This window comes from Mycobacterium interjectum (assembly GCF_900078675.2).
Lineage (GTDB): Bacteria > Actinomycetota > Actinomycetes > Mycobacteriales > Mycobacteriaceae > Mycobacterium > Mycobacterium interjectum.
Genome location: NZ_LT546237.1, coordinates 3,035,569 through 3,059,516, shown reverse-complemented (window position 1 = coordinate 3,059,516; position 23,948 = coordinate 3,035,569). Strand labels below are relative to the sequence as shown.

Annotated in this window: 22 protein-coding genes and 1 pseudogene; 14 read left to right on the top strand and 9 right to left on the bottom strand. The window is 69.0% G+C overall.

The features are described from left to right. Positions 1 to 101 precede the first annotated feature (101 nt). Positions 102 to 485, top strand: coding sequence for a nuclear transport factor 2 family protein (locus BN4348_RS49030; RefSeq protein WP_066915145.1), 384 nt, complete (start codon positions 102 to 104; stop codon positions 483 to 485). A 1-nt stretch (position 486) separates the two neighbouring features. Here BN4348_RS49030 and trhA read toward each other — a convergent pair whose 3' ends face one another. After that, a complete protein-coding gene (trhA, locus tag BN4348_RS49025) occupies positions 487 to 1,233 on the bottom strand; it encodes a PAQR family membrane homeostasis protein TrhA (RefSeq protein ID WP_066915208.1) in 747 nt (248 codons plus the stop codon). A gap of 140 nt (positions 1,234 to 1,373) precedes the next feature. Between trhA and BN4348_RS49020 the strand changes: the two genes are divergently transcribed. From BN4348_RS49020 to BN4348_RS49005, 4 genes are all read left to right on the top strand, one after another. Beyond that, positions 1,374 to 2,162 (top strand): (2Z,6E)-farnesyl diphosphate synthase, encoded by a 789-nt coding sequence (locus tag BN4348_RS49020; RefSeq protein ID WP_066915205.1) that lies wholly within the window; start codon positions 1,374 to 1,376, stop codon positions 2,160 to 2,162. A 158-nt stretch (positions 2,163 to 2,320) separates the two neighbouring features. Further along, entirely contained in the window at positions 2,321 to 3,694 is a 1,374-nt protein-coding gene (locus BN4348_RS49015; protein ID WP_066915143.1) for a hypothetical protein, read from the top strand. Positions 3,695 to 3,742: 48 nt separating this feature from the next. After that, positions 3,743 to 4,834: a methyltransferase gene (locus BN4348_RS49010; protein ID WP_066915141.1), complete on the top strand. Its 1,092-nt coding sequence runs from the start codon at positions 3,743 to 3,745 to the stop codon at positions 4,832 to 4,834. A 202-nt stretch (positions 4,835 to 5,036) separates the two neighbouring features. Beyond that, positions 5,037 to 5,450 carry a hypothetical protein gene (locus tag BN4348_RS49005; protein WP_066915139.1) on the top strand — a complete coding sequence of 138 codons (414 nt, stop codon included), beginning with the start codon at positions 5,037 to 5,039 and terminating at the stop codon, positions 5,448 to 5,450. Between the two features lie 6 nt (positions 5,451 to 5,456). On the opposite strand, the gene coaA is transcribed toward BN4348_RS49005, so the two are convergent. Then, positions 5,457 to 6,395 (bottom strand): type I pantothenate kinase, encoded by a 939-nt coding sequence (gene coaA / locus BN4348_RS49000; protein ID WP_066915136.1) that lies wholly within the window; start codon positions 6,393 to 6,395, stop codon positions 5,457 to 5,459. 115 nt (positions 6,396 to 6,510) lie between these two features. On the opposite strand from coaA, the gene glyA reads away from it, so the two are divergent. From glyA to BN4348_RS48975, 5 genes are all read left to right on the top strand, one after another. Further along, entirely contained in the window at positions 6,511 to 7,791 is a 1,281-nt protein-coding gene (gene glyA / locus BN4348_RS48995; RefSeq protein WP_066915134.1) for a serine hydroxymethyltransferase, read from the top strand. 85 nt (positions 7,792 to 7,876) lie between these two features. Next, positions 7,877 to 8,704 (top strand): acyl-ACP desaturase, encoded by an 828-nt coding sequence (locus BN4348_RS48990; RefSeq protein WP_066915132.1) that lies wholly within the window; start codon positions 7,877 to 7,879, stop codon positions 8,702 to 8,704. A 263-nt stretch (positions 8,705 to 8,967) separates the two neighbouring features. Beyond that, the gene (locus BN4348_RS48985; RefSeq protein WP_066915203.1) at positions 8,968 to 10,269 is read left to right on the top strand and encodes a PhoH family protein; all 1,302 of its coding nucleotides are present in this window, start codon (positions 8,968 to 8,970) and stop codon (positions 10,267 to 10,269) included. Between the two features lie 130 nt (positions 10,270 to 10,399). Further along, on the top strand, positions 10,400 to 11,275 hold the full coding sequence (locus BN4348_RS48980; RefSeq protein WP_066915130.1) for a polysaccharide deacetylase family protein: 876 nt from the start codon (positions 10,400 to 10,402) through the stop codon (positions 11,273 to 11,275). A gap of 66 nt (positions 11,276 to 11,341) precedes the next feature. After that, on the top strand, positions 11,342 to 12,826 hold the full coding sequence (locus BN4348_RS48975; RefSeq protein ID WP_066915201.1) for an adenylate/guanylate cyclase domain-containing protein: 1,485 nt from the start codon (positions 11,342 to 11,344) through the stop codon (positions 12,824 to 12,826). Here the strand turns inward: BN4348_RS48975 and BN4348_RS48970 are convergent. From BN4348_RS48970 to glpX, 3 genes and pseudogenes are all read right to left on the bottom strand, one after another. Continuing rightward, a complete protein-coding gene (locus BN4348_RS48970; RefSeq protein WP_066915129.1) occupies positions 12,789 to 13,805 on the bottom strand; it encodes a hypothetical protein in 1,017 nt (338 codons plus the stop codon). The two genes, BN4348_RS48975 and BN4348_RS48970, sit on opposite strands and share 38 nt — an antisense overlap. Before the next feature lie 17 nt (positions 13,806 to 13,822). Further along, a complete protein-coding gene (locus tag BN4348_RS48965; protein ID WP_066915127.1) occupies positions 13,823 to 15,235 on the bottom strand; it encodes a class II fumarate hydratase in 1,413 nt (470 codons plus the stop codon). Between the two features lie 26 nt (positions 15,236 to 15,261). After that, positions 15,262 to 16,348: pseudogene (gene glpX / locus BN4348_RS48960) on the bottom strand (class II fructose-bisphosphatase). Between the two features lie 9 nt (positions 16,349 to 16,357). On the opposite strand from glpX, the gene BN4348_RS48955 reads away from it, so the two are divergent. The 3 genes from BN4348_RS48955 to BN4348_RS48945 are packed head-to-tail and all read left to right on the top strand — an operon-like array spanning position 16,358 to position 19,391. Beyond that, complete coding sequence (locus tag BN4348_RS48955; protein WP_066915124.1) at positions 16,358 to 17,032, top strand: DUF4245 domain-containing protein; 675 nt, start codon at positions 16,358 to 16,360, stop codon at positions 17,030 to 17,032. A gap of 11 nt (positions 17,033 to 17,043) precedes the next feature. Beyond that, complete coding sequence (locus BN4348_RS48950) at positions 17,044 to 17,841, top strand: dienelactone hydrolase family protein (protein ID WP_066915123.1); 798 nt, start codon at positions 17,044 to 17,046, stop codon at positions 17,839 to 17,841. 14 nt (positions 17,842 to 17,855) lie between these two features. Continuing rightward, positions 17,856 to 19,391, top strand: a complete 1,536-nt coding sequence (locus tag BN4348_RS48945) for a carboxylesterase/lipase family protein (RefSeq protein ID WP_066915121.1) — start codon at positions 17,856 to 17,858, stop codon at positions 19,389 to 19,391. An 86-nt stretch (positions 19,392 to 19,477) separates the two neighbouring features. On the opposite strand, the gene BN4348_RS48940 is transcribed toward BN4348_RS48945, so the two are convergent. From BN4348_RS48940 to BN4348_RS48925, 4 genes are all read right to left on the bottom strand, one after another. Then, positions 19,478 to 20,566, bottom strand: coding sequence for a 3-beta-hydroxysteroid dehydrogenase (locus BN4348_RS48940; RefSeq protein ID WP_066915119.1), 1,089 nt, complete (start codon positions 20,564 to 20,566; stop codon positions 19,478 to 19,480). 77 nt (positions 20,567 to 20,643) lie between these two features. Continuing rightward, complete coding sequence (locus BN4348_RS48935; RefSeq protein WP_066915117.1) at positions 20,644 to 20,880, bottom strand: exodeoxyribonuclease VII small subunit; 237 nt, start codon at positions 20,878 to 20,880, stop codon at positions 20,644 to 20,646. Further along, a complete protein-coding gene (gene xseA / locus BN4348_RS48930) occupies positions 20,870 to 22,117 on the bottom strand; it encodes an exodeoxyribonuclease VII large subunit (protein ID WP_066915115.1) in 1,248 nt (415 codons plus the stop codon). Before xseA ends, BN4348_RS48935 begins: the two co-directional genes overlap by 11 nt. Continuing rightward, positions 22,114 to 22,716, bottom strand: a complete 603-nt coding sequence (locus tag BN4348_RS48925) for a lipid droplet-associated protein (RefSeq protein ID WP_066915113.1) — start codon at positions 22,714 to 22,716, stop codon at positions 22,114 to 22,116. The genes xseA and BN4348_RS48925 overlap by 4 nt, the downstream gene beginning before the upstream one ends. 65 nt (positions 22,717 to 22,781) lie before the next feature. On the opposite strand from BN4348_RS48925, the gene BN4348_RS48920 reads away from it, so the two are divergent. After that, the gene (locus BN4348_RS48920; protein WP_066915111.1) at positions 22,782 to 23,780 is read left to right on the top strand and encodes a 4-hydroxy-3-methylbut-2-enyl diphosphate reductase; all 999 of its coding nucleotides are present in this window, start codon (positions 22,782 to 22,784) and stop codon (positions 23,778 to 23,780) included. Positions 23,781 to 23,948: the final 168 nt, after the last annotated feature.

The following is a 23,948-nucleotide window of genomic DNA, read 5'->3' as shown; positions in this document are numbered from 1 at the left end:
GTGCCGCGGCCGGGTGTGCGATCTGCCGGTGACCGGGGCGGCCGAACTGGCGGGCGCCCTGGGTGTTTGGGCGCAGTAGGCCGGCGGCTAACCTGCGTCCCATGCCGAACGCCACCGACAGGGTCCAAGCGATCACCGAGACCGTCAACCGCTACATCGAGCTGGTCGCCAAGGGCAGCGCCGACGACATCGTCGAGCTGTACGCGGACGACGCGACCGTCGAGGACCCGGTCGGGGGCGAGGTGCACATCGGGCGTCAGGCGATCCGCGGTTTCTACGCCGCGGTCAATGACGTGCAGCGCGAATGCGAGCTGGTGACGCTGCGCGTGGCCGGCCACGAGGCGGCCTTTCAGTTCCGGCTGACGATGACCGCGGGCGGGCACAAGATGGTGATCGAGCCGATCGACGTGATGGTCTTCGATGCCCAGGGCAAGGTCACCGCCATGAAGGCGTACTGGTCAGCCGCCGACGTGCGGCAGCTATAGCTCAGGCGGGGTGGCCGACGTAGAAGACCGCGAGCCACATCGCGATGTAGTGCAGGATCGCCGCGATCACGGTGAACGCGTGGAAGAACTCGTGGTAGCCGAACGTCCTCGGCCACGGGTCCGGCCAGCGCAGCCCGTAGAGCAGGCCGCCGATGCTGTAGAACGCGCCGCCGACGGCGAGCAGCACCATCGCGGCCACCCCGGCGACGTGGATGATCGTCGGCGCATACCAGACCGCCACCCAACCCAGCAGCAGATACAGCGGCACCCCCACCCAGCGCGGCGCCAACGGCCAGCACACCTTCAGCGCGACGCCCGCCAGCGCGCCGCCCCACACGATCCATAGCACCAACCGCCCGTCCGCCGGCGGCATGGCCAGCATCGCGAACGGCGTGTAGCTGCCGGCGATGAACAGGAAGATCATCGAATGGTCGAGCCGCTTCATCAGGGTGCGGCTCTTGACGGATTTCCAGTTGACGCGGTGATAGGTGGCGCTGACGGCGAACATCGCCACCGTGGCGATGGCGTAGGCGAACGTCGTCAGTCCGGCGCGGGTGGATGCCACCGCCCAGGACACCGACACCAGGGTCGCGCCGCAGACGATCGCCAGCCACGCGGAATAGAAGTGGATCCAGCCGCGCATGCGCGGCTTGGACACGGTCTGCGCGGCACCCTCGACGAGCTGTTCGACGGGGTTACCGGGCGCGATGGCTTCTGTCTCGTGCGGCGTGTCGGTCTGGCTGCTCATGACTCCCATTGCCTCGTGTTGCCGGGTCGCTCCCTTGCACCAACAGTAGCCGCGAATTGTCACAGGACGTCGTCGGACGTGCGGTGACAACGCGGAAATGCGCGCCGGAATTTGGCGCCGGTCACAGTAGTGTGAGCTTCGTGGAGATCATCCCGCCGCGACTCAAGGAGCCGTTGTACCGCGTCTACGAGCTGCGGCTGAGGCAGGGTCTGGCGGCCTCCAAATCCGAGCTTCCCCGCCACATCGCGGTGCTGTGCGACGGGAACCGCCGGTGGGCGCGCAACGCGGGCTACGACGACGTCAGCTACGGCTACCGGATGGGCGCCGCCAAGATCGCCGAGATGCTGCGGTGGTGCCAGGAGGCCGGCATCGAAATGACGACCGTCTATCTGCTCTCCACCGAGAACCTGCAGCGCGATCCCGACGAGCTGGCCGGGCTGATCGAGATCATCACCGATGTGGTCGAGGAGATCTGCGCACCGGCCAACCGCTGGAGCGTGCGCACCGTCGGGGACCTCGGTGTGATCGGCGAGGATCAGGCCCGCAGGGTGCGCGACGCGGTGGAGTCCACACCGGCCACCGCGCCGTTCCACGTCAACGTCGCGGTCGGCTACGGCGGCCGGCGTGAGATCGTCGACGCGGTGCGGGCGCTGCTGAGTAAGGAACTCGCGAACGGCGCCACCGCCGAGGAGCTCATCGACGCGGTGACCGTCGACGGCATCTCCGAAAACCTCTACACCTCAGGGCAACCCGATCCGGACCTGGTGATCCGAACCTCGGGGGAGCAGCGGCTGTCCGGGTTCTTGCTGTGGCAAAGCGCCTACTCGGAGATGTGGTTCACCGAGGCGCACTGGCCCGCGTTCCGCCGCGTCGATTTCCTGCGCGCGCTGCGCGACTACAGCCAACGGCACCGCCGCTACGGCAAGTAGCCCGCGCCGTTCGTCAAGCCCTTCCCTTTCGCGCCGAACGTGCTCTAAGGGCGGGATTTTCTCGAGTTTCTCGCCATCAGATCACGCTCGGCGAACCCAAGCGGCGCAGTCGGGCGCAGCGGGTCGGCACGCATCAGACCCCGTGCCAGACTGGATGCATGGCTGCGCTGTCGGCTGTGGTGTTCACGCTGAGCGGGTGGCTGGGGTTGTACCTCCTTGCCCGCGATCCGCGTAAGCCGGTGCTGGCGCTCGCGGCGGCGGGATTGTGTGGCTTCGCTTTGGTGGTGGCGCTGGACGCGGTGCGCTCCGTCGATGCCCCGCATCTGGCCGTGCTCGGGCGGCTCGAGATCTATCTGGTGGCCGTCCCCAGCGTGGCGTGGTTCGCGGTGCTCGTCGAGCTGTCGCGGCCGGGCGATCACTGGCGGGTGCGCACCGGTGAGGTGCTGCTGATCGGGGGCGTCGCCGCGGTCACCTTGTTCGGGGCGATGATGGCCGGCAGCGTCGAGGGCCCGCTGCGGCCGGGTCACGTGCTGATGATGGCCGTGATCTCGGTATCGACGCTGGGGGCGATGATCGTCGCGCTGCGCCGGCGCGCCCAGCCAACACCGGTCGCCGGCGTGGTGGTCATGGCGACCCTGTTCTTTGCGCTGGCCAACGCGATCCTGATCATTCCGCTCGGTCTGGTGCCCAGCCGGCTGGCCCTGGCCTCGACGGGCTTCGACGTCCTGGCGCTCGGCGTGGCGGTGGCGCTGTGGGACGCCTTCGACGAGGGCCAGGCGCTGCGCGCCGACATGCTGCGCTCGTTCGTCGGAAGTTCGGCGGTGGCCATGCTGTTCGGCGGGCAGGCGCTGATCGGGCTGGCCGTGACCCGGCGCGAGCCCAGCACGCAGACGGTGCTGACCGTGCTGATGTTCAGCACCCTGGCGATTGCGATCACGGTGCAGGTGCTGGCCGATCCGCTGGCCGGGGTGCTGGACCGGCTGGCGTTCTCCAGGTCGCCCTCGCTGCGCGCCGACCGGGCCGCGCTGCGCCACACCGGGGCGGGGCTGCCGCTGCGCTCGGCCGATCCTCTGGTCGACGTCGACGACGAGACCTTCGCCCGGCTCACCCGCCGGGCGCTGGGCCACTACGCCGACCTGACCAAGCTGGTCGCCAGCCCGCTGACCGCGCTGCCCGTGATCGACGAGCGGCTGGCCGCGCGGGGCGCGCCCGATCACCCGGTGGAGCGGGCCAACGAGCTCAAGGCCGTCCTCGCCGACGGGATCGCCCGGCTCAAACCCCGCAACGCGGGCGATTTCGGCACCACCGACGAGTGGCGTTACTACAACGCGCTGTATTTCCCCTACGTCGTCGGCGTGCGCGCGTACGCGCAGAACGCCACCGCCGCCGGATTGGACCCCACCGCCCGGCAGGCGTGGCAGTGGCTGGTCACCGAGGTCCCGCAGCGCTCGTTGCACAACTGGCAAAACGCGGCCGCCCGGCTGATCGCGGCCGATCTGCGCGAGCGTGTCAGCTTGGCGCGACGGGCGTAACGCCGCAGGTTACGCTCCCGGAAGGGTATTCCGACGCAAGGGGCATCGATGGCTGCAACCAAGATTCCGCCGGCAAAGGCTGTCCGGGTCATCGAGGTGGCCAGGCATTTCCTGAGCCGGCTCCACGCCCGGACCTTTCCCGCGCCCGCCGCGCTGATGGAAATGGTCATGAACGCCTGGGTCGCGCAGGCGATTACGGCCGCCGCCGACCTCGGCATTGCCGATGCACTGGCGAACGGGCCGCTGACGGCGGAGGACCTTGCCGCGGCGGTTGATGCGGACCCCGAGGCGCTGACCCGACTGATGCGGGCCCTTATCTCGCGCGGGATCTTCCGCCAACGCCGCGACGGCCGCTACGACCTCACCCCACTGTCGCAACCTCTTCGCCGCGACGCTGAGGTATCCCTGGCGGCGTGGGCCCGATGGATGGGTTCGCCGGAGAATCGCGAGCATTGGAGTCACCTGAGCGAAAGTCTCCGTCGCGGCGAGTGCGTCGCCTGCGAAACGCGGGGCGGGTCCCTCTTCGAGTACCTGGCCGGCCAGCCCGAATTGCAGGAAATCTTCAACCAGGCCATGACCGGCGTCTCCGAAATCTCGATCGCACCGCTCGTCGCCGCCTACGACTTCAGTCCGTACGCCACCATCGTCGACGTGGGGGGCGGCCGGGGCCGGCTGCTTGCCGCAATGCTGAATGCCGCGCCGCGGGCGCGCGGCGTCCTCTTCGACCAACCTCATGTCGTGCTCGACGCCCCGGCCGAACTTCGCAAACACCGGGTCTTGGACCGGGTTCGGATCGCCGAGGGATCGTTCTTCGATGACGAGATACCAGCCGACGGCGATGCCTACGTGCTCAAGAACGTCATTCACGACTGGCCCGACGAGCAGGCCGTGCACATCCTGTCCAATGTGCGGGCGTCGTCAGGCGCGGGCAAACATCTGCTGCTCGTTGAGCTCGTGATTCCGGAACACAACCGCGAGTTCGCGGGCAAGTGGCTGGACCTGGAAATGTTCGTCAGCGCCGCCTCGCGTGAGCGCACCGCGGACGAATACGGACGGCTGCTCGAGCGCTCCGGTTTTGAGCTGAGTCGCGTGGTGGAAACGGTTTCACCGTTCAGCGTCCTGGAGGCGATCGCGGTTTAGTCTCCCGGCGACCGATCAGGCCACCGACCCCACCGTTTGAGACACGTGTGGAATTTGGCGGGCGCCGACGGGAATAGCCCGACGATTTCGCTGGTCATTCTCGGCGTGGCAGCAGTTGGCAGCGCCACGAGTCGATATGGCAGTGCCCCGTGCGGCACGTTCAAACCAGTTCGACCCATCCGCCATCGCGAGGAGTAATGACATGACCGCAGTTTCCGGTCTTCCCACCCGACCCCTGTACGACTCGACCGATTCGCTGCTGCGTTTCGCCATGCGTGCCGATGCCACGTTGACCGGCCTGTGCGGCCTGGCCATCGCGTTCTTCGCCGACCCGCTTTCGTCGCTGACGGGGCTGACGTCCGGCCAGGAATACGCGCTGGGCGCGTTCTTCGTGCTTGCCGGCCTCGCCGTGTTCACCCTCGCGGCGGCGCCGAACCTGCGACGTGTCGGGATCGGCATCGTCGCTGCGAACGTCGTCTTCACGCTCGCCGCAATCCTGGCCGCCGAAGCCTGGCCGATGACGGCCACCGGGGTGGCCGCGACGTTGGCCACGGGCGTCTACACCGCGGCGTTCGCCGGTTTGCAGTACCTGGGAGTGCGCCGCCTGGCGACCTAGCTATAGCTAGAGCTTGCGCAGCCGGAGCCGGTTGATGGAGTGGTCGGCGTCCTTGCGCAGCACCAGGGTGGCGCGGGGGCGGGTCGGCAGGATGTTCTCGACCAGGTTGGGCCGGTTGATCGATCGCCAGATCTCCTTCGCGGCGGCGACCGCCTTGGTGTCGCCCAGGGCCGAGTAGTGGTGGAAGTGGGATTCAGGGTCGGCGAAGGCCGTGCCCCGCAGGGACAGGAACCGGGACACGTACCACTGCTCGATGTCCTCGATCCGGGCGTCAACGTACAGCGAGAAGTCGAACAGGTCCGACACCATCAGCGTCGGGCCGGTCTGCAGGACGTTGAGGCCCTCCAGGATCAGGATGTCGGGGTGGCGGACGACGTGTTTGGCGCCGGGGATGATGTCGTACTTCAGGTGCGAGTACACCGGCGCGCACGCGTAATCGGCGCCGGATTTGACCGACGTCACGAACCGCATCAGCGCCCGGCGGTTATAGCTTTCCGGAAAACCCTTGCGGTGCATCAGGTTTCGTCGGTCCAGCTCGGCGTTTGGATAGAGGAAGCCGTCGGTTGTCACCAGGTCCACCCGGGGGTGGGGATCCCAGCGGGCCAGCAGCGCCTGCAGCACGCGGGCGGTCGTCGATTTGCCGACCGCGACGCTGCCGGCCACGCCGATGACGAACGGCACCGGCCGGTCCGGGTTTTGTTGCGGTTCGCCGAGGAACTCCGCGGTGGCGGCGAACAGCCGCTGGCGGGCGGCGACCTGAAGGTGGATGAGCCGGGCCAGCGGCAGGTAAACCTCTTCGACCTCCAGCAGGTCGATCTGCTCACCGAGACCGCGCAGACCGACCAGTTCCTCTTCGGTGAGGGCCAGCGGCGTCGACATACGAAGCGCACGCCATTGCTTCCGGTCGAACTCCACATACGGGCTCGGCTCGCTAAGCCGCGGCATGGTGCCAAGTGTTGCAGGGGCGGCCGCGCGCCCGACGGCTGGGCTGGCTAAAACCACGCTCGATAGACTGGCGCCCGTGACTGCCGCACCTGATGCCCGTATTACCGCGTCCGTGATGTCGGCCCCGCTCGCCGAGGTCGACCCCGACATCGCCGAGCTGCTCGACAAAGAACTGCACCGGCAACGGGACACCCTGGAAATGATCGCCTCGGAGAACTTCGTGCCCCGCTCGGTGCTCCAGGCCCAGGGCAGCGTCCTGACCAACAAATACGCCGAGGGATTGCCGGGCCGGCGCTACTACGGCGGCTGCGAGCACGTCGACGTCGTGGAGAACATCGCCCGGGACCGGGCCAAGGCGTTGTTCGGCGCGGAGTTCGCCAACGTCCAGCCGCACTCGGGGGCCCAGGCCAACGCCGCGGTGCTGCACGCCCTGATGTCGCCCGGCGAGCACCTGCTCGGCCTGGACCTGGCCAACGGCGGCCACCTCACCCACGGCATGAAGCTGAACTTTTCGGGCAGGCTTTACGACGCCGGCTTTTACGGCGTGGACCCGAAGACCCACCTGGTCGACATGGACGCGGTGCGGGCCAGGGCGCTCGAGTTCCGCCCCAAGGTGATCATCGCCGGCTGGTCGGCCTACCCCCGGATCCTCGACTTCGCCGCGTTCCGGTCGATCGCCGACGAGGTCGACGCCAAGTTGTGGGTGGACATGGCGCACTTCGCCGGGCTGGTCGCGGTGGGCCTGCACCCCTCGCCGGTGCCGCACGCCGACGTCGTGTCCACCACCGTGCACAAGACGCTCGGCGGCGCGCGTTCCGGCATGATCCTGGGCAAGCAGGAGTACGCCAAGGCCATCAACTCAGCGGTGTTCCCCGGTCAGCAGGGCGGCCCGCTGATGCACGTCATCGCGGGCAAGGCGGTCGCGCTCAAGATCGCCACCACCGCCGAGTTCGCCGATCGCCAGCAGCGCACGCTGTCCGGGGCGCGCATCGTGGCCGACCGGCTGCTCGCGGCCGACGTCGCCAGGGCGGGCGTCTCCGTGGTCAGCGGCGGCACCGACGTGCACCTGGTGCTGGTCGACCTGCGCGACTCGCCGCTCGACGGCAAGGCTGCCGAAGACCTGCTGCACGAGGTCGGCATCACCGTCAACCGCAACGCCGTCCCCAACGACCCGCGGCCGCCCATGGTGACGTCGGGCCTGCGGGTGGGCACGCCGGCGCTGGCGACCCGCGGCTTCGGGGACGCCGAATTCACCGAGGTCGGCGACATCATCGCGACGGCCCTGGTGGCCGGCGCCTCCGCGGACGTGTCTGCGCTGCGGCAACGGGTGACGCGCCTGGCCAGGGATTTCCCCCTCTATGAGGGACTCGAGAGCTGGACGCTGGTCGACCGCTGACCGGATTAGGGACGAAAGTCACCAATCGGTTGCAACACGCGCCAACAATTTCACAGCACCTGTACCTACGAGTTACAGTAACCGCATGGCACAGAAACCTGTTCCTAACGCGCTGACCCTCGAACTCGAGCCGGTGGTCGAGCGGCTCATGGACAACCACCTCAACACCGAGGACATCTGGTTCGCCCACGACTACGTTCCGTTCGAGCAGGGCGAGAACTTCGCGTTCCTGGGCGGACGCGACTGGGACCCTTCCCAGGCGACGCTGCCGCGGACCATCACGGACGCCTGCGAGATCCTGCTGCTGCTCAAGGACAACCTCGCCGGCCATCACCGCGAACTCGTCGAGCACTTCATCCTCGAGGATTGGTGGGGCCGCTGGCTGGGCCGGTGGACCGCCGAGGAGCACCTGCACGCGATCGCGCTGCGGGAGTACCTGGTGGTGACCCGCGAGGTCGACCCCACCGCCAACGAAGAGGCCCGCGTCCAGTACGTGATGAAGGGCTACCGCGCCGACACCTACAGTCAGGTCGAGACCCTCGTCTACATGGCCCTCACCGAGCGCACCCACGCCGTCTTCTGCCGCAACCTGGCCGCCAAGATCGAGGAGCCCGTCCTGGCCGGCCTCATCGACCGGATCCGCAGGGACGAAGAGCGCCACGAGCACATGTTCGCCAGCCTGGTCGCGCATTGCCTGGAGTACACCCGCGACGAGACGATCGCGGCCATCGCCGCGCGCGCGGCGGAGCTCCAGGTGGTGGGAGCCGACATCGACTCATACCGGGACAAGGTGCGAAACGTCGCCGACGCGGGCATCTTCACGCCCGGGGACCTGCGGCAGGCGATCTCCGACCGCATCGCCGACTGGGGCGTCGCCGACGAGCCGGCGCTGAAGCAATTCAGTGCTGGTTAAGTTCGGGTAAGTCCGGTCTTCACCCAAACCGGCCGCGGCCCCGCGGCCGGTTTTTGGTGTCGCCGTGTCGGTCTCGGCGCGCCTGCCCGGCGGCCGAGCGGCCACAAGAGTAGCGTCGTTCTCGATGGCCAGCGACATGCTTTGCTGCCAGGGCGGCACCTCCCGTCACGACGAGGGCAGGACCGGCCCCGGTCCTGGTGCTGCGGCTCCCGCCGACATGCCTGTGCGGGTCCGCGCGGGCTTTCCCGCTCGAGGAGCGCTTCGTGACCGATCTCCGGACCTATGTGCTCGACACCTCCGTGCTGCTGTCCGACCCGTGGGCGTGCAGCCGGTTCGCCGAACACGAGGTGGTGGTGCCGCTGGTGGTGATCAGCGAGCTGGAAGCCAAACGCCACCACCACGAACTGGGCTGGTTCGCCCGTCAGGCGTTGCGCCTGTTCGATGATCTTCGGCTCGAGCACGGAAGGCTGGATCAGCCGATTCCCGTTGGGACACAAGGCGGCTCGCTTCATGTTGAACTGAACCACACCGACCCGTCGGTGCTGCCCGCGGGCTTTCGCACCGATAGCAACGACTCCCGGATCCTGAGCTGCGCCGCCAACCTCGCCGCCGAGGGCAAGCGAGTTACGTTGGTCAGCAAGGATATTCCGCTTCGAGTGAAGGCCGCGGCGGTAGGTCTGAGCGCCGACGAATACCACGCTCAGGACGTGGTGGCCTCGGGGTGGTCGGGGATGTGCGAGATCGAGACGGCCACCGAGGACATCGACGCGCTGTTCGCCGACGGCGAGATCGACCTCGCCGAGGCCCGGGACCTGCCCTGCCACACCGGAGTTCGGCTGCTGGGCGGCAGCTCGCATGCGCTGGGCCGGGTCACCGCGGCCAAACGGGTGCAGCTGGTCCGCGGCGACCGCGAGGTGTTCGGGCTGCGTGGCCGGTCCGCCGAACAGCGCGTGGCGCTCGATCTGCTGCTGGACGAGTCGGTGGGCATCGTGTCGCTGGGCGGCAAGGCCGGCACCGGCAAGTCGGCGCTGGCGCTGTGCGCGGGTCTCGAGGCGGTGCTGGAGCGGCGCACCCACCGAAAGGTGGTGGTGTTCCGTCCGCTGTACGCCGTCGGTGGCCAGGAGCTGGGCTACCTGCCCGGCAGCGAGAGCGAAAAAATGGGCCCGTGGGCACAGGCCGTCTTCGACACCCTCGAGGGCCTGGCCAGCCCGGCTGTGCTCGAGGAAGTGCTGTCCCGGGGCATGCTCGAAGTGCTGCCGCTAACCCACATCCGGGGCCGCTCGCTGCACGACTCGTTCGTCATCGTCGACGAGGCGCAGTCGCTGGAACGCAACGTGCTGCTGACCGTGCTGTCCCGGCTGGGGACCGGCTCCCGGGTGGTGCTGACCCACGACATCGCCCAGCGCGACAATCTGCGCGTCGGGCGCCACGACGGCGTCGCGGCGGTGATCGAGAAGCTCAAGGGGCACCCGCTGTTCGCCCACATCACCCTGCTGCGCAGCGAGCGGTCGCCGATCGCCGCGCTGGTCACCGAGATGCTCGAGGAGATCGCCGGACCGCATTGAGTGTGCGTCCAGGGCTATGGGTGTGCGTGCAGGGGAAATTCGCCCGAATCGCGCCCCACACGCACACTCAAAGCCCCCAGTGCACCCTCGACGCCGAGGTGGCGCAGCCGGCCCCAGGTAAACTTCCTGGGTGCCGAAACGACCCGACAGCCAGGCCTGGCGATACTGGCGGACCGTTTTTGGCGTCGTCGCGGCCGTCGCGGTGCTGCTGATCGGGGGCCTGACCGGCCACGTGACGCGTGCCGACAACCTCAGCTGCTCGGTGGTCAAGTGCATCGCGCTCACGTTCGACGACGGGCCGGGGCCCTACACCGACCGGCTGCTGCAGGTCCTCAAGGACGCCGACGCCAAGGCCACGTTCTTCCTGATCGGCAACAAGGTGGCCGCGAACCCGGCCGGCGCCAAGCGCATCGCCGACGCGGGGATGGAGATCGGCAACCACACCTGGGAACACCCCAACATGACCACGATCCCGCCCGACGACATCGCCGGCCAGTTCTCCAAGACCAACGACGCGATCACCGCCGCGACCGGCCGCGCCCCGTCGCTGTGGCGTCCCGCCGGCGGGCTGTCCGACGACTTGGTGCGCCAGACCGCGGGAAAGTTCGGCCTCGCCGAAATCCTCTGGGACGTCATCCCTTTCGACTGGATCAACGACTCCAACACGGCCGCGACGCGCTACATGCTGATGACGTACATCAAGCCCGGGTCGGTGGTGCTGTTCCATGACACCTACTCGAGCACCGTCGACCTGGTGTACCAGTTCATCCCGGTGCTCAAGGCCAACGGCTACCGGTTGGTGACGGTCACCGAACTGCTCGGGCCAAGGGCGCCCGGCAGCACCTACGGCAGCCGGGAGAACGGCCCGCCCGCCAACCAACTTCACGACATTCCGCCCAGCGAGATCCCTGCGTTGCCCAACACGTCCTCGCCCAAGCCGATGCCCAACTTCCCGATCACCGACATCCCGGGCCAGAACTCGGGCGGCCCCAATAACGGCGCCTAGGTGATCAAGCCGGGCTGGTTGCGGGCTCCAGCGGCGGGGCGGCGAAAGTCCGCGCGCAGGTTGACGATTGACTATGCGACCGACCTTTCGCTGGCCTACATCCTGGCCTTCGTCGACGCGGCCGCGATATTAATTCCGCTGCGGGGGCACACGTCCGTCGCGGCCGACACGGACTTCGCGGAGAAAAACACCGCGGTGATGCTGGTTCTCGTCGCGCTGGGCGTCGCGGGCGTCGCGGTGGCCGGGGCGGCGAACCTGGCTCCCACGCTGCGCTGGTACGTCGCCGGGGATGAGCCGACGCCCGAACAGCGGGAAACCGCGATGAAGATGCCGGGCCGCCAGTCGGCGATCCTGGTGCTGGCCTGGGGAGCCGCCGGGGCGATCTTCGCGCTGCTGAATCTGGCCGGCGGGGCGCAGCTCCTGCTGCCCATCGTGCTGGGCGTGCTGCTGGGCGGGCCGGCCGCCGCCGGGACGGGGATGCTGCTCGCCCAACGCACCCTGCGCCCGATCATGGGCGCCGCCACGCTGGGCGCAGAGCCCCGGCTGGCGGTGCCGGGGGTGTTCGCGCGGCTGGTGCTGCTGTGGTTTCTCTGCAGCGCGCTCCCGATCGGGGTGATCGCGACCCTGGTCGTGCTGCGCTCCTACGGCTGGCTGATCGAGAAGTCCGCCGCGCTGGACGTGCCGATCCTGGTGGTGTCGCTGGCGGCGCTGGTCCTCGGGCTGCCGACGATGATCCTGACGTCGCGATCCATTGCCGATCCCCTCGGAGAGGTCGTCGACGCGATGGCGGAGGTCGAACACGGCCGCATCGGAACCCACGTGGGCGCGTACGAACGCTCCCAAATCGGCCGCCTGCAAACGGGTTTCAACCGGATGGTCACGGGGCTCGCCGAACGGGACCGGTTGCGTGACCTGTTCGGGCGCCACGTCGGAGCCGACGTCGCGCAGCGCGCCATCCAGGAGGGCGCCTCCCTGTCGGGGGACGTGGTCGACGCGGCCGTCCTTTTCATCGACCTGGTGGGTTCGACGCAGCGCGGGGAAAGCCGCCCGCCGCAAGAGGTTGCCGAGGTGCTCAACGACTTCTTCCGGATCGTCGTCGACGCCGTCGACGAACATCAGGGGCTGATCAACAAATTCGCCGGCGACGCGGCACTGGCTGTCTTCGGGGCGCCGCTGCGGTCGGCCGAACCGGCGTCGGCGGCGCTGGCGACGGCACGCGCGCTCGGCACCCAGCTGCGCCGGCTACCGGTGGTCGACTTCGGGATCGGCGTCTCGGCGGGGCGCGTCTTCGCGGGCAATATCGGTGCCGAAAACCGGTATGAATACACGGTAATCGGTGACGCGGTCAACGAGGCCGCGCGGCTGGCCGACCTCGCCAAGACCTCCGACCGGCGGATCCTGTGTTCGGCGGCGGCCATCGACGGCGCCGATGATGCCGAGCGGGCGCACTGGGCCGAATGCTATTCCACCGTGCTGCGCGGGCGCTCCGAAGCCACCCATGTCTCCGCGCCGGCTACTTCCTCACCTTCAGAGCCGCGACCACCCCATTGATGATGCCCGCGGAACCGGCGTCGCCGATAGGCGTCGCGCCCAAAAAGATGGTGACCGGCTTGGTGTCGACCGCGACGATGACCAGCGAATCGCCCTTCACGTTGCGTGCCGGATCGGCGATCGTGACGTCGGCGTCCACTCGTGCGGCCTTGACCCCGTCGACCGTGATCGACGACGTCTTCGTCGGACCCAGGGTGGGCGTCGCGTTGGCGTAGCCGGGCCCGTTGGCCACGCAGTTGATCAACTTCGAGGCCTGCGCGGCGACATCCATGCTGGGCACGAAGTTGGTGATGCCGACCTCGGCCTGCATCATCCACTGGCTGGCGCCGGGCACCTCGGCCCCGACGCCGACGGCGGCGATGAGGTTGGGGGTCTGGTCGTCGGAAAAACCCATCCAGCCCGGCGTCGCGCTGATCGGGAACGACAGCTTGCCCGCGCTGACCGTGTCGCCGACCGGCTTGTCACCGCCGGACACGTTGGGCGTGCAGCCCGTGGCCGTCTGCTGGGAATTGTTCGGCTGCGACGACGGGGCGCTGGTCGACGAGGGGGCGGTCGGTGGCGCCGCCGTGTTCGGCTTGTTTCCGCTGCTGAGCCCGACCACCACGAGCACCACCAGCGCGATGACGGCCAGCACCGCGAGACCGGCGACGATCAGCCACGGTGCCTTGGAGCGCGGGCCGCCCGGCGGCCCCGGCGGGTACGGGCCGCCCGGCCAGCCGGGCGGCACCTGCTGACCCGGTGGGGGGAATTGCTGCGGCGGATACGGCCCCGCCGCATAGGGATTCCCGGCGTCCGGCGGACTGCCGTAGGGGCCACCGGGCGGCGGGTACGGGTAGCCGCCTTGCGGCGGGCCGCCCTGCGGCGGGCCGCTCGGGGGATAGCCGCCGCCCTGCGGCGGGCCGCCCCAAAAGGGGCCCTGCCCATAGGGATTGGTCCCGTAGGGATCCTGGCCGTAGGGCCCGCCCGGGGGAGCCGTCATCGCTGAACCACCCTCATCTAGTCCTCCGCCTTCACCTTGGCCATCGCCAACACATCGAGGCGGCGGTCCAGCTCCTCGATCGACAGCTTGTCACCGATCAGGCCGCGCTCGATGACGGTCTGGCGAATCGTCTTGCGCTCCTTGAGCGCCTGCTTGGCCACCGCGGCGGCCTCCTCGTAGCCGATCGCTGAATTCAGCGGCGTCACGATCGACGGCGACGATTCGGCCAGCTCGCGCAGGTGCTCGACGTTCGCCTTCAGCCCGGTGATGCAGCGCTCCGCGAACAGCCTTGAGACGTTGGTCAGCAACTTGAAGGATTCGAGGATGTTGCGGGCCATCATCGGGATGTAGACGTTGAGCTCGAACGCGCCGCTGGCGCCGCCCCAGGCGATCGCGGCGTCGTTGCCGATCACCTGCGCGGCGACCTGCGTGACCGCCTCCGGCAGAACGGGATTCACCTTGCCCGGCATGATGGAGCTGCCCGGCTGCAGGTCGGGCAGCTGGATCTCGGCCAGGCCGGTCAGCGGCCCCGACCCCATCCAGCGGACGTCGTTGGCGATCTTGGTCAGCGACACCGCGATGGTGCGCAGCGCGCCCGAGGCCTCGACCAGCCCGTCACGGGCGGCTTGGGCCTCGAAAGAGTTTGTCGCCGGGCGCAACTCACCCAAACCGGTGGAGGCGACCAGCGTCTCGACCACCTTGGCGCCGAACCCGTCGGGAGCGTTGAGCCCGGTGCCGACCGCGGTGCCGCCGATGGCCAGCTCGCCCAGCCGCGGCAGCGTCGCGCGGACCCGCTCGATCCCGGCCTCGATCTGGCGGGCGTACCCGCTGAATTCCTGGCCCAGGGTCACCGGGACGGCGTCCATCAAGTGGGTGCGGCCGGATTTGACGACCGTCTGCCACTCGCGGGCCTTGCTCGCCAGCGCCTCGTGCAGCACCTCGAGCGCCGGGATGAGGTGGCGCACCGCGGCCTCGGTGGCCGCGATGTGCGTGGCCGTCGGGAAGGTGTCGTTGGACGACTGGGACATGTTGACGTCGTCGTTGGGATGCACCGTCACACCGTTGGCCGCCGCGATGGACGCGATCACCTCGTTGGTGTTCATGTTCGAGCTTGTCCCCGAACCGGTTTGAAACACGTCGATGGGGAACTGGTCGTCGTGTTGGCCGTCGGCGATCTCGGCCGCCGCGGCGATGATCGCGTCCGCCTTCTCCGGCGCCAGCAAGCCCAGGTCCTTGTTCACCTGGGCGCAGGCGCCCTTGAGCAGGCCCAGCGCGCGGATCTGGGCGCGCTCCAGACCCCGGCCCGAGATCGGGAAGTTCTCGACCGCGCGCTGGGTTTGCGCGCGCCACAACGCTTTCGCGGGCACCCGGACCTCGCCCATGGTGTCGTGCTCGATGCGGTATTCGGTATCGGTGGCGCTGTCGGCCATGGGTAGCAGTCCTCGGTGGTGTCGGTTCAGGGCAGGGGATAGGCGGCAGAGCTGTCGCCGGTGAAGTCGATCGCGGAGTACTCGTTGAGCTTGGACAGCCGGTGGTAGGCCTCGATCATGCGCACGGTTCCGGACTTCGACCGCATCACGATCGACTGGGTGGTGCAGCCGCCGGGGTAGTACTGGACCCCCTTGAGCAGGTCGCCGTTGGTGACGCCGGTGGCGCAGAAGAACACGTTCTCGCCGGACACCAGGTCCTCGGTGGTCAGTACCCGATCCAGGTCGTAGCCGGCGTCGATGGCCTTCTGGCGTTCCTCGTCGTCCTTGGGGGCCAGCTGAGCCTGGATGGCGCCGCCCATGCACCGGATGGCCGCCGCGGCGATGATGCCCTCCGGGGTGCCGCCGATCCCGGCCAGCATGTCGGTGCCCGAAAGGGGCCGGCAGGCCGAGATCGCGCCGGCCACATCGCCGTCGGTGATCAGCGCGATGCGGGCCCCGGTCGCGCGGACGTCCTCGATCAGCTGGGCGTGCCGCGGCCGGTCCAGGATGCACACCGTCATATCGCGCACCGACAGCGCCTTCACCTTCGCGACGGCCTTGATGTTCTCGGCGATCGGCGCGGTGATGTCCAGCACGTCGGCGGACTCGGGCCCGACGGCGATCTTGTTCATGTAGAAGACCGCCGACGGGTCGAACATCGCACCGCGGTCGGCGACCGCGAGCACAGAAATGGCGTTGGGCATGCCCTTGCTCATCAGCGTGGTGCCGTCGATCGGGTCGACGGCGAAGTCGCACTCCGGGCCGTCGCCGTTGCCGACCTCCTCGCCGTTGTAGAGCATCGGCGCGTGGTCCTTCTCACCCTCGCCGATGACCACCACGCCGCGCATCGACACCGTGTTGACCAGTTCGCGCATCGCGTCGACGGCCGCACCGTCGCCGCCCTCCTTGTCGCCGCGGCCCACCCAGCGGCCCGCGGCCATGGCGCCGGCCTCGGTGACACGTACCAGTTCCAGGGCCAGGTTGCGGTCTGGTGCTTCGCCGCGCGACCGAGCCTGCGATGCTGTCATGGTTGGAGATTGTCCCAGAAGCGGATCGCTCTGCGGGAACTGGGATACTCGGGAGATGACCGAGCAGCCGCAGCCGAACGCCGAGGTAGGCGAGCCGGTACCGGCACCCCGGGCGGCCAAGCCCCGGCTGTTGCAGGACGGTCGCGACATGTTCTGGTCGCTCATACCGCTGGTGATCGCGTGCATCGTGCTGGCCGGCCTGGTGGGAATGTGCTCGTTCCAGCCGGTCGGGACCAACAAAGGGGTGATCCCGGCCTACGACGCGGCGGGTGCCCTGCGGGCCGATGCGCAGACGCTGGGGTTCCCGATCCGGCTGCCCCGGCTACCCGGCGATTGGCACGCCAACTCCGGCGGCCGCGGCGGTATCCAGGGCGGCCGTAAAGACCCCTCGACCGGTCAGCGGCTCGACGCCGCCACCTCGACCGTCGGCTACATCAGCCCGACCGGAATGTATCTGAGCCTGACCCAGAGCAACGCCGACGAGGACAGGCTCGTCGGCTCGATCCGCGCGTCGGCGTATCCAACCGGGACGGCCGACGTCGACGGCACCACCTGGGTCGTCTACCGGGGCGCCGGCCAGAACGAGGCCGACGCCGAGCCGGTATGGACCACCCGGCTCACGGGTCCGGCCGGGGCCACCCAGATCGCGATCACCGGCGCCGGTAGCGCCGATCAGTTCCGTACGCTGGCGGCGGCGACGCAATCCCAGCCGCCGCTACCCGCGCAATGAAGGGAAGGCACGTGACCGCACCCGAAGCAGACCTGTCCGGATGGTCGGTGGCTCCGTTCAGCGGCGGCGGCTACACCCACGACGTGTACCGCAAGGGCGCCGGCCCGGGGGTGGTGCTGATCCCGGAGATCCCCGGCATCCATCCCGGTGTGCTGGCCCTGGGTAATCACCTGGTGGACAACGGCTTCACCGTCGCCATGCCCTCCCTGTTCGGTGAGCCGGGCAAGCCGAAGACGGGCGGCTACATCCTCGGTTCGATCGCGCGGGCCTGTGTCGCAAGGGAATTCGCGGCGTTCGCGACCAACAAGCAGCGGCCGGTGTCGTTGTTCCTGCGCGCCCTGGCTCGTGACCTCAACGCGTCGACGCCGGGCAAGGGCGTCGGAGTCATCGGTCAGTGCTTCACCGGCGGCTTCGCGTTGGCCGCCGCCGTCGACGACAGCGTGCTGGCCCCGGTGCTTTCCCAGCCGTCGGTACCGCTGCCGTTGGGCCGGGCGCGGCGCGCCGACCCGGGGCTGAGCGAGTCCGAGCTGGCCACCGTCGCCGATCGCTGCGCCAACGACGGCCTGTGCGCGATGGCCCTGCGGTTCAGCGAGGACAACGTCGTGCCGCGGGAACGATTCGCGACGCTCAAGGCACGGCTTGGCGACGCGTTCGAGGTCATCGAGATCGACTCGGGCCCCGGCAACGCGGGGGGCTTCGCCAAGGGCGCGCACTCGGTGCTGACCGACGAGGTCCGCGAAGTCGACGGTCAACCCGCTTACGAGGCCCGCAAGCGGGTAGTCGAGTTCCTAACCGAGCGGCTGAGTTAGGGAAGTTCGAGATCATGGCGACCGACTACCGCGTGGTCGAAACCATCCACGGCCCGGTCCGGGGTGCCGACGACGGCGAAATCAGGACCTGGAAGGGCATCCGCTACGCCGCGCCGCCCGTCGGGGACCTGCGGTTCCGGCGACCGGAGCCCCCAAAGCTCTGGGCGGAGGTCGTCGACGCCACGTCCTACGGCCCGGCCTGCCCGCAACCCGCCTTTCCCAACATGCCGCTGGATCTCGGTGCGCCGCAGGGCGAAGACTGCCTGAGCCTGAACGTCTTCGCCCGCGGGGGAACCGCGCCCGGGGACGCCAAACCGGTGCTGGTGTGGCTGCACGGCGGCGCCTACGTCCTGGGATCGGCCAGCCAGCCGCTCTACGACGCGCGCCGGGTGGTCGGCGGCGGTGACGTCGTGGTGGTGACGGTCAACTATCGGCTCGGGGCGCTGGGCTTTCTCGACCTGTCGTGTCTGAACACCGCGCGGCGCCGGTTCGACTCGAACATCGGGCTGCACGACGTGCTGGCGGCGTTGCGCTGGGTGCGCGACAACATCGCGGCATTCGGGGGTGACCCCGAACGGGTCACGCTGTTCGGCGAATCCGCCGGCGCGGGGATCGTCACGACGCTGCTGGCCACTCCGGCGGCCGAGGGCCTGTTCGCCGGCGCGATCGCCCAAAGCTCCCCGGCCACATCGGTGTACGACCGCGACCGGGCCGAGCGCGTCGCCGTCAGCTTCCTCGACAAGCTCGGAGCCGACCCCGCGACGTTGCCCGATGCCCCGATCGCGGCGATCCTGGCCGCGTCGCAGGAGGTGTTCGACGAAGTGCCCGTGCGCAATCCGGGCACGCTGGCGTTCGTCCCGATCGTCGACGGTGAGCTGCTGCACGACTACCCGGTCAAGTTGGCGCAGGAGGGGCGCTCGCACCCGGTCCCGTTGATCATCGGAACCAACAAGCACGAGGCGGCGCTGTTCCGGCTGATGCGCTCGCCGCTGATGCCCATCACCCCGCACGCGATCACCTCGATGTTCACCCAGATCGCCGCCGAACAGCCCGACCTGCAATTGCCCAGCCAGGAGCAGATCGTGTCGGCGTACTCCGGATTGCGGCGCAAGGCAAGGTATTTGAGCATCGCGACCGACGTCGGCTTCCGGATGCCCTCGGTGTGGCTGGCCGAGGGGCACAGCGGCGTGGCGCCGGTGTATCTGTACCGGTTCGACTACTCGACCCCGTTGCTCAAGCTGCTGCTGGTCAACGCGGCCCACGCCACCGAATTGCCTTACATATGGGGCAATCTCGGGGCGCCGAAGGACCCGACCCTGAAGCTCGGCGGCGCCAAGACCGCCAAGGCGGTCTCGAAACGGGTGCGCACCAGGTGGGTCAACTTCGCCACCCACGGCAAACCCGAGGGCCCGGCCGGTGAGCCGGACTGGACGCCCTACCAGGAGGCCGATCGTGCCTGCCTGCTCATCGACAAGCGCGACACGATCATCAACGACGTCGACGCAACCATCCGGGCGGCATGGGGCACCCAGATGGTGAGCTTCCGATAGGGCTGGCGGCTTGTCATCGAGATTGACGCTGCCGCGAAGAATTGCGAGTGAGTCGCGCGCCAGCGCCGATTTCGACGTGCCAGGTGCTAGCCCGCCGGCTTGGCTTGGTGCGCTTGGTCTTTCATCTGCTGGAACAGGTCCACGTAGTACGGCAGGCATTCCGACATCGCCTTGTCGGTGGTGAACAGCGGCTCGTAGCCGAGGTCGCGGCGCGCCTTGTCGATCGAGAAGTAGTTGTCCAGATACAGCCGCTCGACGGCCAGCGGCTCGAGCAGCGGGGCCGGTATCCCGAACCGGAAATGCATGCGCTGCCAGCCGGTCATGGCGGCGCGGACCAGTGGCCCGTTGACCCGCACCCGCGGCCAGTTCACCCCGCAGGCCTCGACCACCGGCCGGGCGAACTCGAACATGTTGATCGGGTCGGCGTCGTTGATGAAGTACGCCTGACCGGGCGCGGTTCCGCCGGGCACCAGGTGCTGGGCGGCCAGGATGAATCCGTGAATCAGGTTGTGCACGTAGGAGTTATCGAGCCGGGCCGACTTGCGCCCGATCAGCACCTTGACGTGGCCGGCGATCACGCTTTCGAACAGCCTGCGAAACATCGTCTGGTCGCCGCGACCCCAGATGCCGCTGGGCCGGATCGCGCACGTCAGCATGTCGCCGACGCCGTTCTGGCTCAGGACGAATCGCTCGGCGACCACCTTGGTCTCGGTGTAGAGGTCGTTGAACCTGTTGGTGTAGGGAAGCGTCTCGTCACCGCCGGCGATGTTCTGCCCGCCCATCACCACGCTGTTGGAGGAGGTGTAGACGAACCGCTGCACCCCGGCCGCCTGCCCCGCGTGCACCAGGTTCTCGGTGCCGCCGACGTTGACGGCGAAGCTGCGCTGACGGTATTCGTCGCTCACGGAAGCGCCGCCCATCAGCTCGATGAGCGCTGCGGTGTGGAATACCGTGTCGATGCCGTCCACCGCCGCCGCGCAGACGCCCGCGTCGGTGATGTCGCCCTGCAGCACCTCGAGGTTGGGGCGCTCGGGAAGCGGCGAGGGGGCGCGGTCGAACGACCGCACCCGGTATCCGCGGTCGAGCAAGGTGGTCACCAGGTTGGCGCCGACAAATCCCGAGCCGCCGGTGACCAGGACGCGGCCCAGTTCGGTTGTCAGTGATGCATCACCCATAGTTGGCGAAGCATAGTCGAGAAAAACTGGAACCTGTTCCAAAGCCCGGGCGGCCGGTTTCGCAGCGCGGCCGCCCGTCAGCCCTCGTCCGGCTGGCTCGCCGCGAGCGCGTCCTCGATTCGTTTGCGGGCGCCGGCTAAGTGCTCTTCGCACCGTTTCGCGAGTTCCTCGCCCCTTTCCCACAGCTTCAGCGACGCGTCCAGGTCCAAGCCGCCCTGCTCGAGCAGCCGCACCACTTCGATCAGCTCGTCCCGGCAGGCTTCGTACCCAAGCCGACTAACGGGCGTAATCGGCTGCTCCTCGTCAGCGGCCATCGGTGCCTCCCTCGCTCACGGCCGCCACGGCGCCGTCGGCCACCCGCACCCGCAGCCGGGTGCCCGGGGGCGCGTCGTCGACCGTACGCAGCACCGTCGGCGACCCGGTGTCGGGAACCGCCTGCACCACGGCGTAGCCGCGGGCCAAGGTGGCGGCCGGGCCGAGCGTGTCCAGCCGAGCGCTCAGGTGGCCAACGCGGTCGCTCTCCGCGGCGACCAGCCGCCGGACGTCGCGGCGCACCGCCGAGCGCGCGCGATGGATTTCGTCGGCGCGTGCGGTCAGGGCCGTCAGCGGTTCGGCCAGCACCGGCCGGCTGCGCAGCTGGTTCAGGGCGCGTTGCTCGCGCGACACCCAGCTGCGCAGCGCCTGGGCGCTGCGCCGGCGCAGGTCATCGATGAGCCGCCGCTCGGCGACGGTGTCGGGCACCACCCTTTTGGCGGCGTCGGTGGGAGTGGCGGCGCGCAGGTCGGCGACCAGATCGCACAGCGGGTTGTCGGGTTCGTGGCCCACCGCGCTGATGACGGGGGTGCGGCACGCCGCGATCGCGCGGCACAGGGTCTCGTCGGAGAACGGCAGCAGGTCCTCGACGCTTCCGCCGCCGCGGGCCAGCACGATCACGTCGACCTCGGGGTGGCGGTCGAGTTCATGCAGCGCCTCGACGATCTGCACCACCGCGTTGGGCCCCTGCACGGCGGTGTTGCGCACGGCGAAACGTACCGCGGCCCAGCGTGCGCTTGCCACCGTCGTCACGTCGTGTTCGGCGGCGCTGGCCCGCCCGGTGATCAGCCCGATCACGTTGGGCAGGAAGGGGATTGGCCGTTTAAGCCGCGGGTCGAACAGGCCCTCGGCGTCCAGCAGGCGGCGTAGCCGGTCGATGCGCGCCAGCAGCTCGCCGACGCCGACGGCGCGAATCTCGCTGAGCCGCAACGAGAATGTGCCCCGCCCGGTGTAGAACGAGGGCTTGCCGCAGACCACCACCTGGGTGCCCTCGTCGAGTTTCACCGGCGCGTTGGCCACCAGGTCGCGCGAACACGTCACGGTCAGCGACATGTCGGCGGCCGGGTCCCGCAGCACCATGAACACCGTGTTGGCGTCGGGCCGCATCGTGATCTGGGCCAGCTGGCCCTCGACCCAGACGGTGCCCAGCCGGTCGATCCAGCCCGCGACCCGGATCGCCACCGCGCGCACCGGAAAGGGGTTCTCCGCGGAGTTCGCGTCGGGATTGGCTCGGGTCACTTCGCGTTCGCGCGGGTGATCCTGTTGGCCAGCAGCGTCTGGAACGGAGCGCGGGCCTTGGTGGCCTGCTCGTACGCCAGCAACGCTTCGAGTTCGTCGACGCTCAGCGATTGCAGCCGGGCCCGCAGTTGGGCCAGCGTCAGGCTCGCGTAGTCGAGTTCGGTCGCCACCGCCGGTTCCGGCGCGGCCGCCTTCGCGGCGGCGGCCTTCGACTGCCGGGCCGGTTTGACGAGCGCGCTGGCGTCCTCGTGCGCCTCGGCGACCGAGTACAGCGCGAATCGTCCCTCGGCCCTGCGCTCGCCGTCGCCGCCGTCCGGCGCGGCGGCATTGGGCCCGTCGATCGCGTCCTCGGGCAGGTCCTCGTCGAAGGTCGCCCACTCCGGCTTCTCGTCCTTGGGCGGAAAGATCGACTCCAGGGTGCTGTCGCCCTTGATCACCAGCTCGGCGAGGTTTTGCTGAAACCGCATCACCAGGTGGGCCGCGGTGCTGACAACCGTCATGGGATACATCAGGATCGTCTTCGGCAGCTTCATCGTCTCCTCGACGGCGACTGTCGCCGCGCCGACTATCAGCCGAACTCCGTACGGTGCAGTAGCCATGAGTCCAAGCCTGCCTTAACCTGCGGCCAACTCCAAGCCCGCCGCCGGCCGGTACCCTCAATGTCATGCCACCGACTGTCGACATGGGAATTCCCGGTGCAGCCAGCTCGGTAGTCAACGACCCAGCCCGCAGGAGGGTGCTCCTGGCGGAGCCGCGTGGCTACTGCGCGGGGGTGGACCGGGCCGTCGAGACGGTGGAGCGCGCGCTGGAGAAGCACGGCGCCCCCGTCTACGTGCGCCACGAGATCGTGCACAACCGGCACGTGGTCGACACCCTGGAAAAGGCCGGCGCCGTCTTTGTCCAGGAGACCGACGAGGTCCCCGAGGGGGCCATCGTGGTGTTCTCCGCGCACGGCGTGGCGCCGACCGTGTACGCCGCGGCCGCCGAACGCAACCTGCACACCATCGACGCCACCTGCCCCCTGGTGACCAAGGTGCACAACGAAGCCCGGCGGTTCGCCAGGGACGACTACGACATCCTGCTGATCGGGCACGAGGGCCACGAGGAGGTCATCGGGACCGCGGGAGAGGCGCCCGAGCACGTGCAGCTGGTCGACGGGGTCGGCGCGGTGGCAAACGTGACGGTCCGCGACGAGAACAAGGTGGTTTGGCTGTCGCAGACCACGCTTTCGGTGGACGAGACGATGGAAATCGTCGAGCGGCTGCGCCAGCGTTTCCCGAATTTGCAGGACCCGCCCAGCGACGACATCTGCTATGCCACCCAGAACAGGCAGGTCGCGGTCAAGGCGATGGCGCCCGAGTGCGAGCTGGTGATCGTCGTAGGGTCCCGCAACTCGTCGAATTCGGTGCGGCTGGTCGAGGTGGCACTGGGCGGTGGGGCCGCCGCCGCCTACCTGGTCGATTGGGCCGACGACATCGACCCGGCGTGGTTGGAGGGCGTCACGACGGTGGGCGTCACCTCCGGCGCGTCGGTCCCCGAGGTGCTGGTGCGGGGTGTGCTGGAGCGGCTGGCCGAGTGCGGCTTCGACGTGGTGCAGCCGGTGACGACGGCCCAGGAAACCCTGGTGTTCGCGCTGCCCCGCGAGATCAGGTCGGCTCGCTAACCTTCGTACTCCCAGGACTCCGCGGGAAAGCCGCGTGGCGCGCGGCGGCGCCGAGCGGGGCCGGGGTCTTCCGCCGGGCCCGAGTCGCGGTACCGCACCTGTGAGATCGGGTGGTGTGTCGTGTTGGAGCCGGTCCCGGTTGGGGCGGCGCGGCGGCGGCGGGGCTCG

Excerpts from the sequence above, each read along its gene's own strand:
- BN4348_RS49030 (WP_066915145.1), top strand. The coding sequence starts at position 102 with ATGCCGAACGCCACCGACAGGGTCCAAGCGATCACCGAGACCGTCAAC.
- trhA (WP_066915208.1), bottom strand. The coding sequence starts at position 1,233 with ATGAGCAGCCAGACCGACACGCCGCACGAGACAGAAGCCATCGCGCCC.
- BN4348_RS49015 (WP_066915143.1), top strand. The coding sequence starts at position 2,321 with ATGGCTGCGCTGTCGGCTGTGGTGTTCACGCTGAGCGGGTGGCTGGGG.
- BN4348_RS49010 (WP_066915141.1), top strand. The coding sequence starts at position 3,743 with ATGGCTGCAACCAAGATTCCGCCGGCAAAGGCTGTCCGGGTCATCGAG.
- BN4348_RS49005 (WP_066915139.1), top strand. The coding sequence starts at position 5,037 with ATGACCGCAGTTTCCGGTCTTCCCACCCGACCCCTGTACGACTCGACC.
- coaA (WP_066915136.1), bottom strand. The coding sequence starts at position 6,395 with ATGCCGCGGCTTAGCGAGCCGAGCCCGTATGTGGAGTTCGACCGGAAG.
- glyA (WP_066915134.1), top strand. The coding sequence starts at position 6,511 with ATGTCGGCCCCGCTCGCCGAGGTCGACCCCGACATCGCCGAGCTGCTC.
- BN4348_RS48990 (WP_066915132.1), top strand. The coding sequence starts at position 7,877 with ATGGCACAGAAACCTGTTCCTAACGCGCTGACCCTCGAACTCGAGCCG.
- BN4348_RS48970 (WP_066915129.1), bottom strand. The coding sequence starts at position 13,805 with ATGACGGCTCCCCCGGGCGGGCCCTACGGCCAGGATCCCTACGGGACC.
- BN4348_RS48965 (WP_066915127.1), bottom strand. The coding sequence starts at position 15,235 with ATGGCCGACAGCGCCACCGATACCGAATACCGCATCGAGCACGACACC.
- BN4348_RS48955 (WP_066915124.1), top strand. The coding sequence starts at position 16,358 with ATGACCGAGCAGCCGCAGCCGAACGCCGAGGTAGGCGAGCCGGTACCG.
- BN4348_RS48945 (WP_066915121.1), top strand. The coding sequence starts at position 17,856 with ATGGCGACCGACTACCGCGTGGTCGAAACCATCCACGGCCCGGTCCGG.
- BN4348_RS48940 (WP_066915119.1), bottom strand. The coding sequence starts at position 20,566 with ATGGGTGATGCATCACTGACAACCGAACTGGGCCGCGTCCTGGTCACC.
- BN4348_RS48935 (WP_066915117.1), bottom strand. The coding sequence starts at position 20,880 with ATGGCCGCTGACGAGGAGCAGCCGATTACGCCCGTTAGTCGGCTTGGG.
- BN4348_RS48925 (WP_066915113.1), bottom strand. The coding sequence starts at position 22,716 with ATGGCTACTGCACCGTACGGAGTTCGGCTGATAGTCGGCGCGGCGACA.
- BN4348_RS48920 (WP_066915111.1), top strand. The coding sequence starts at position 22,782 with ATGCCACCGACTGTCGACATGGGAATTCCCGGTGCAGCCAGCTCGGTA.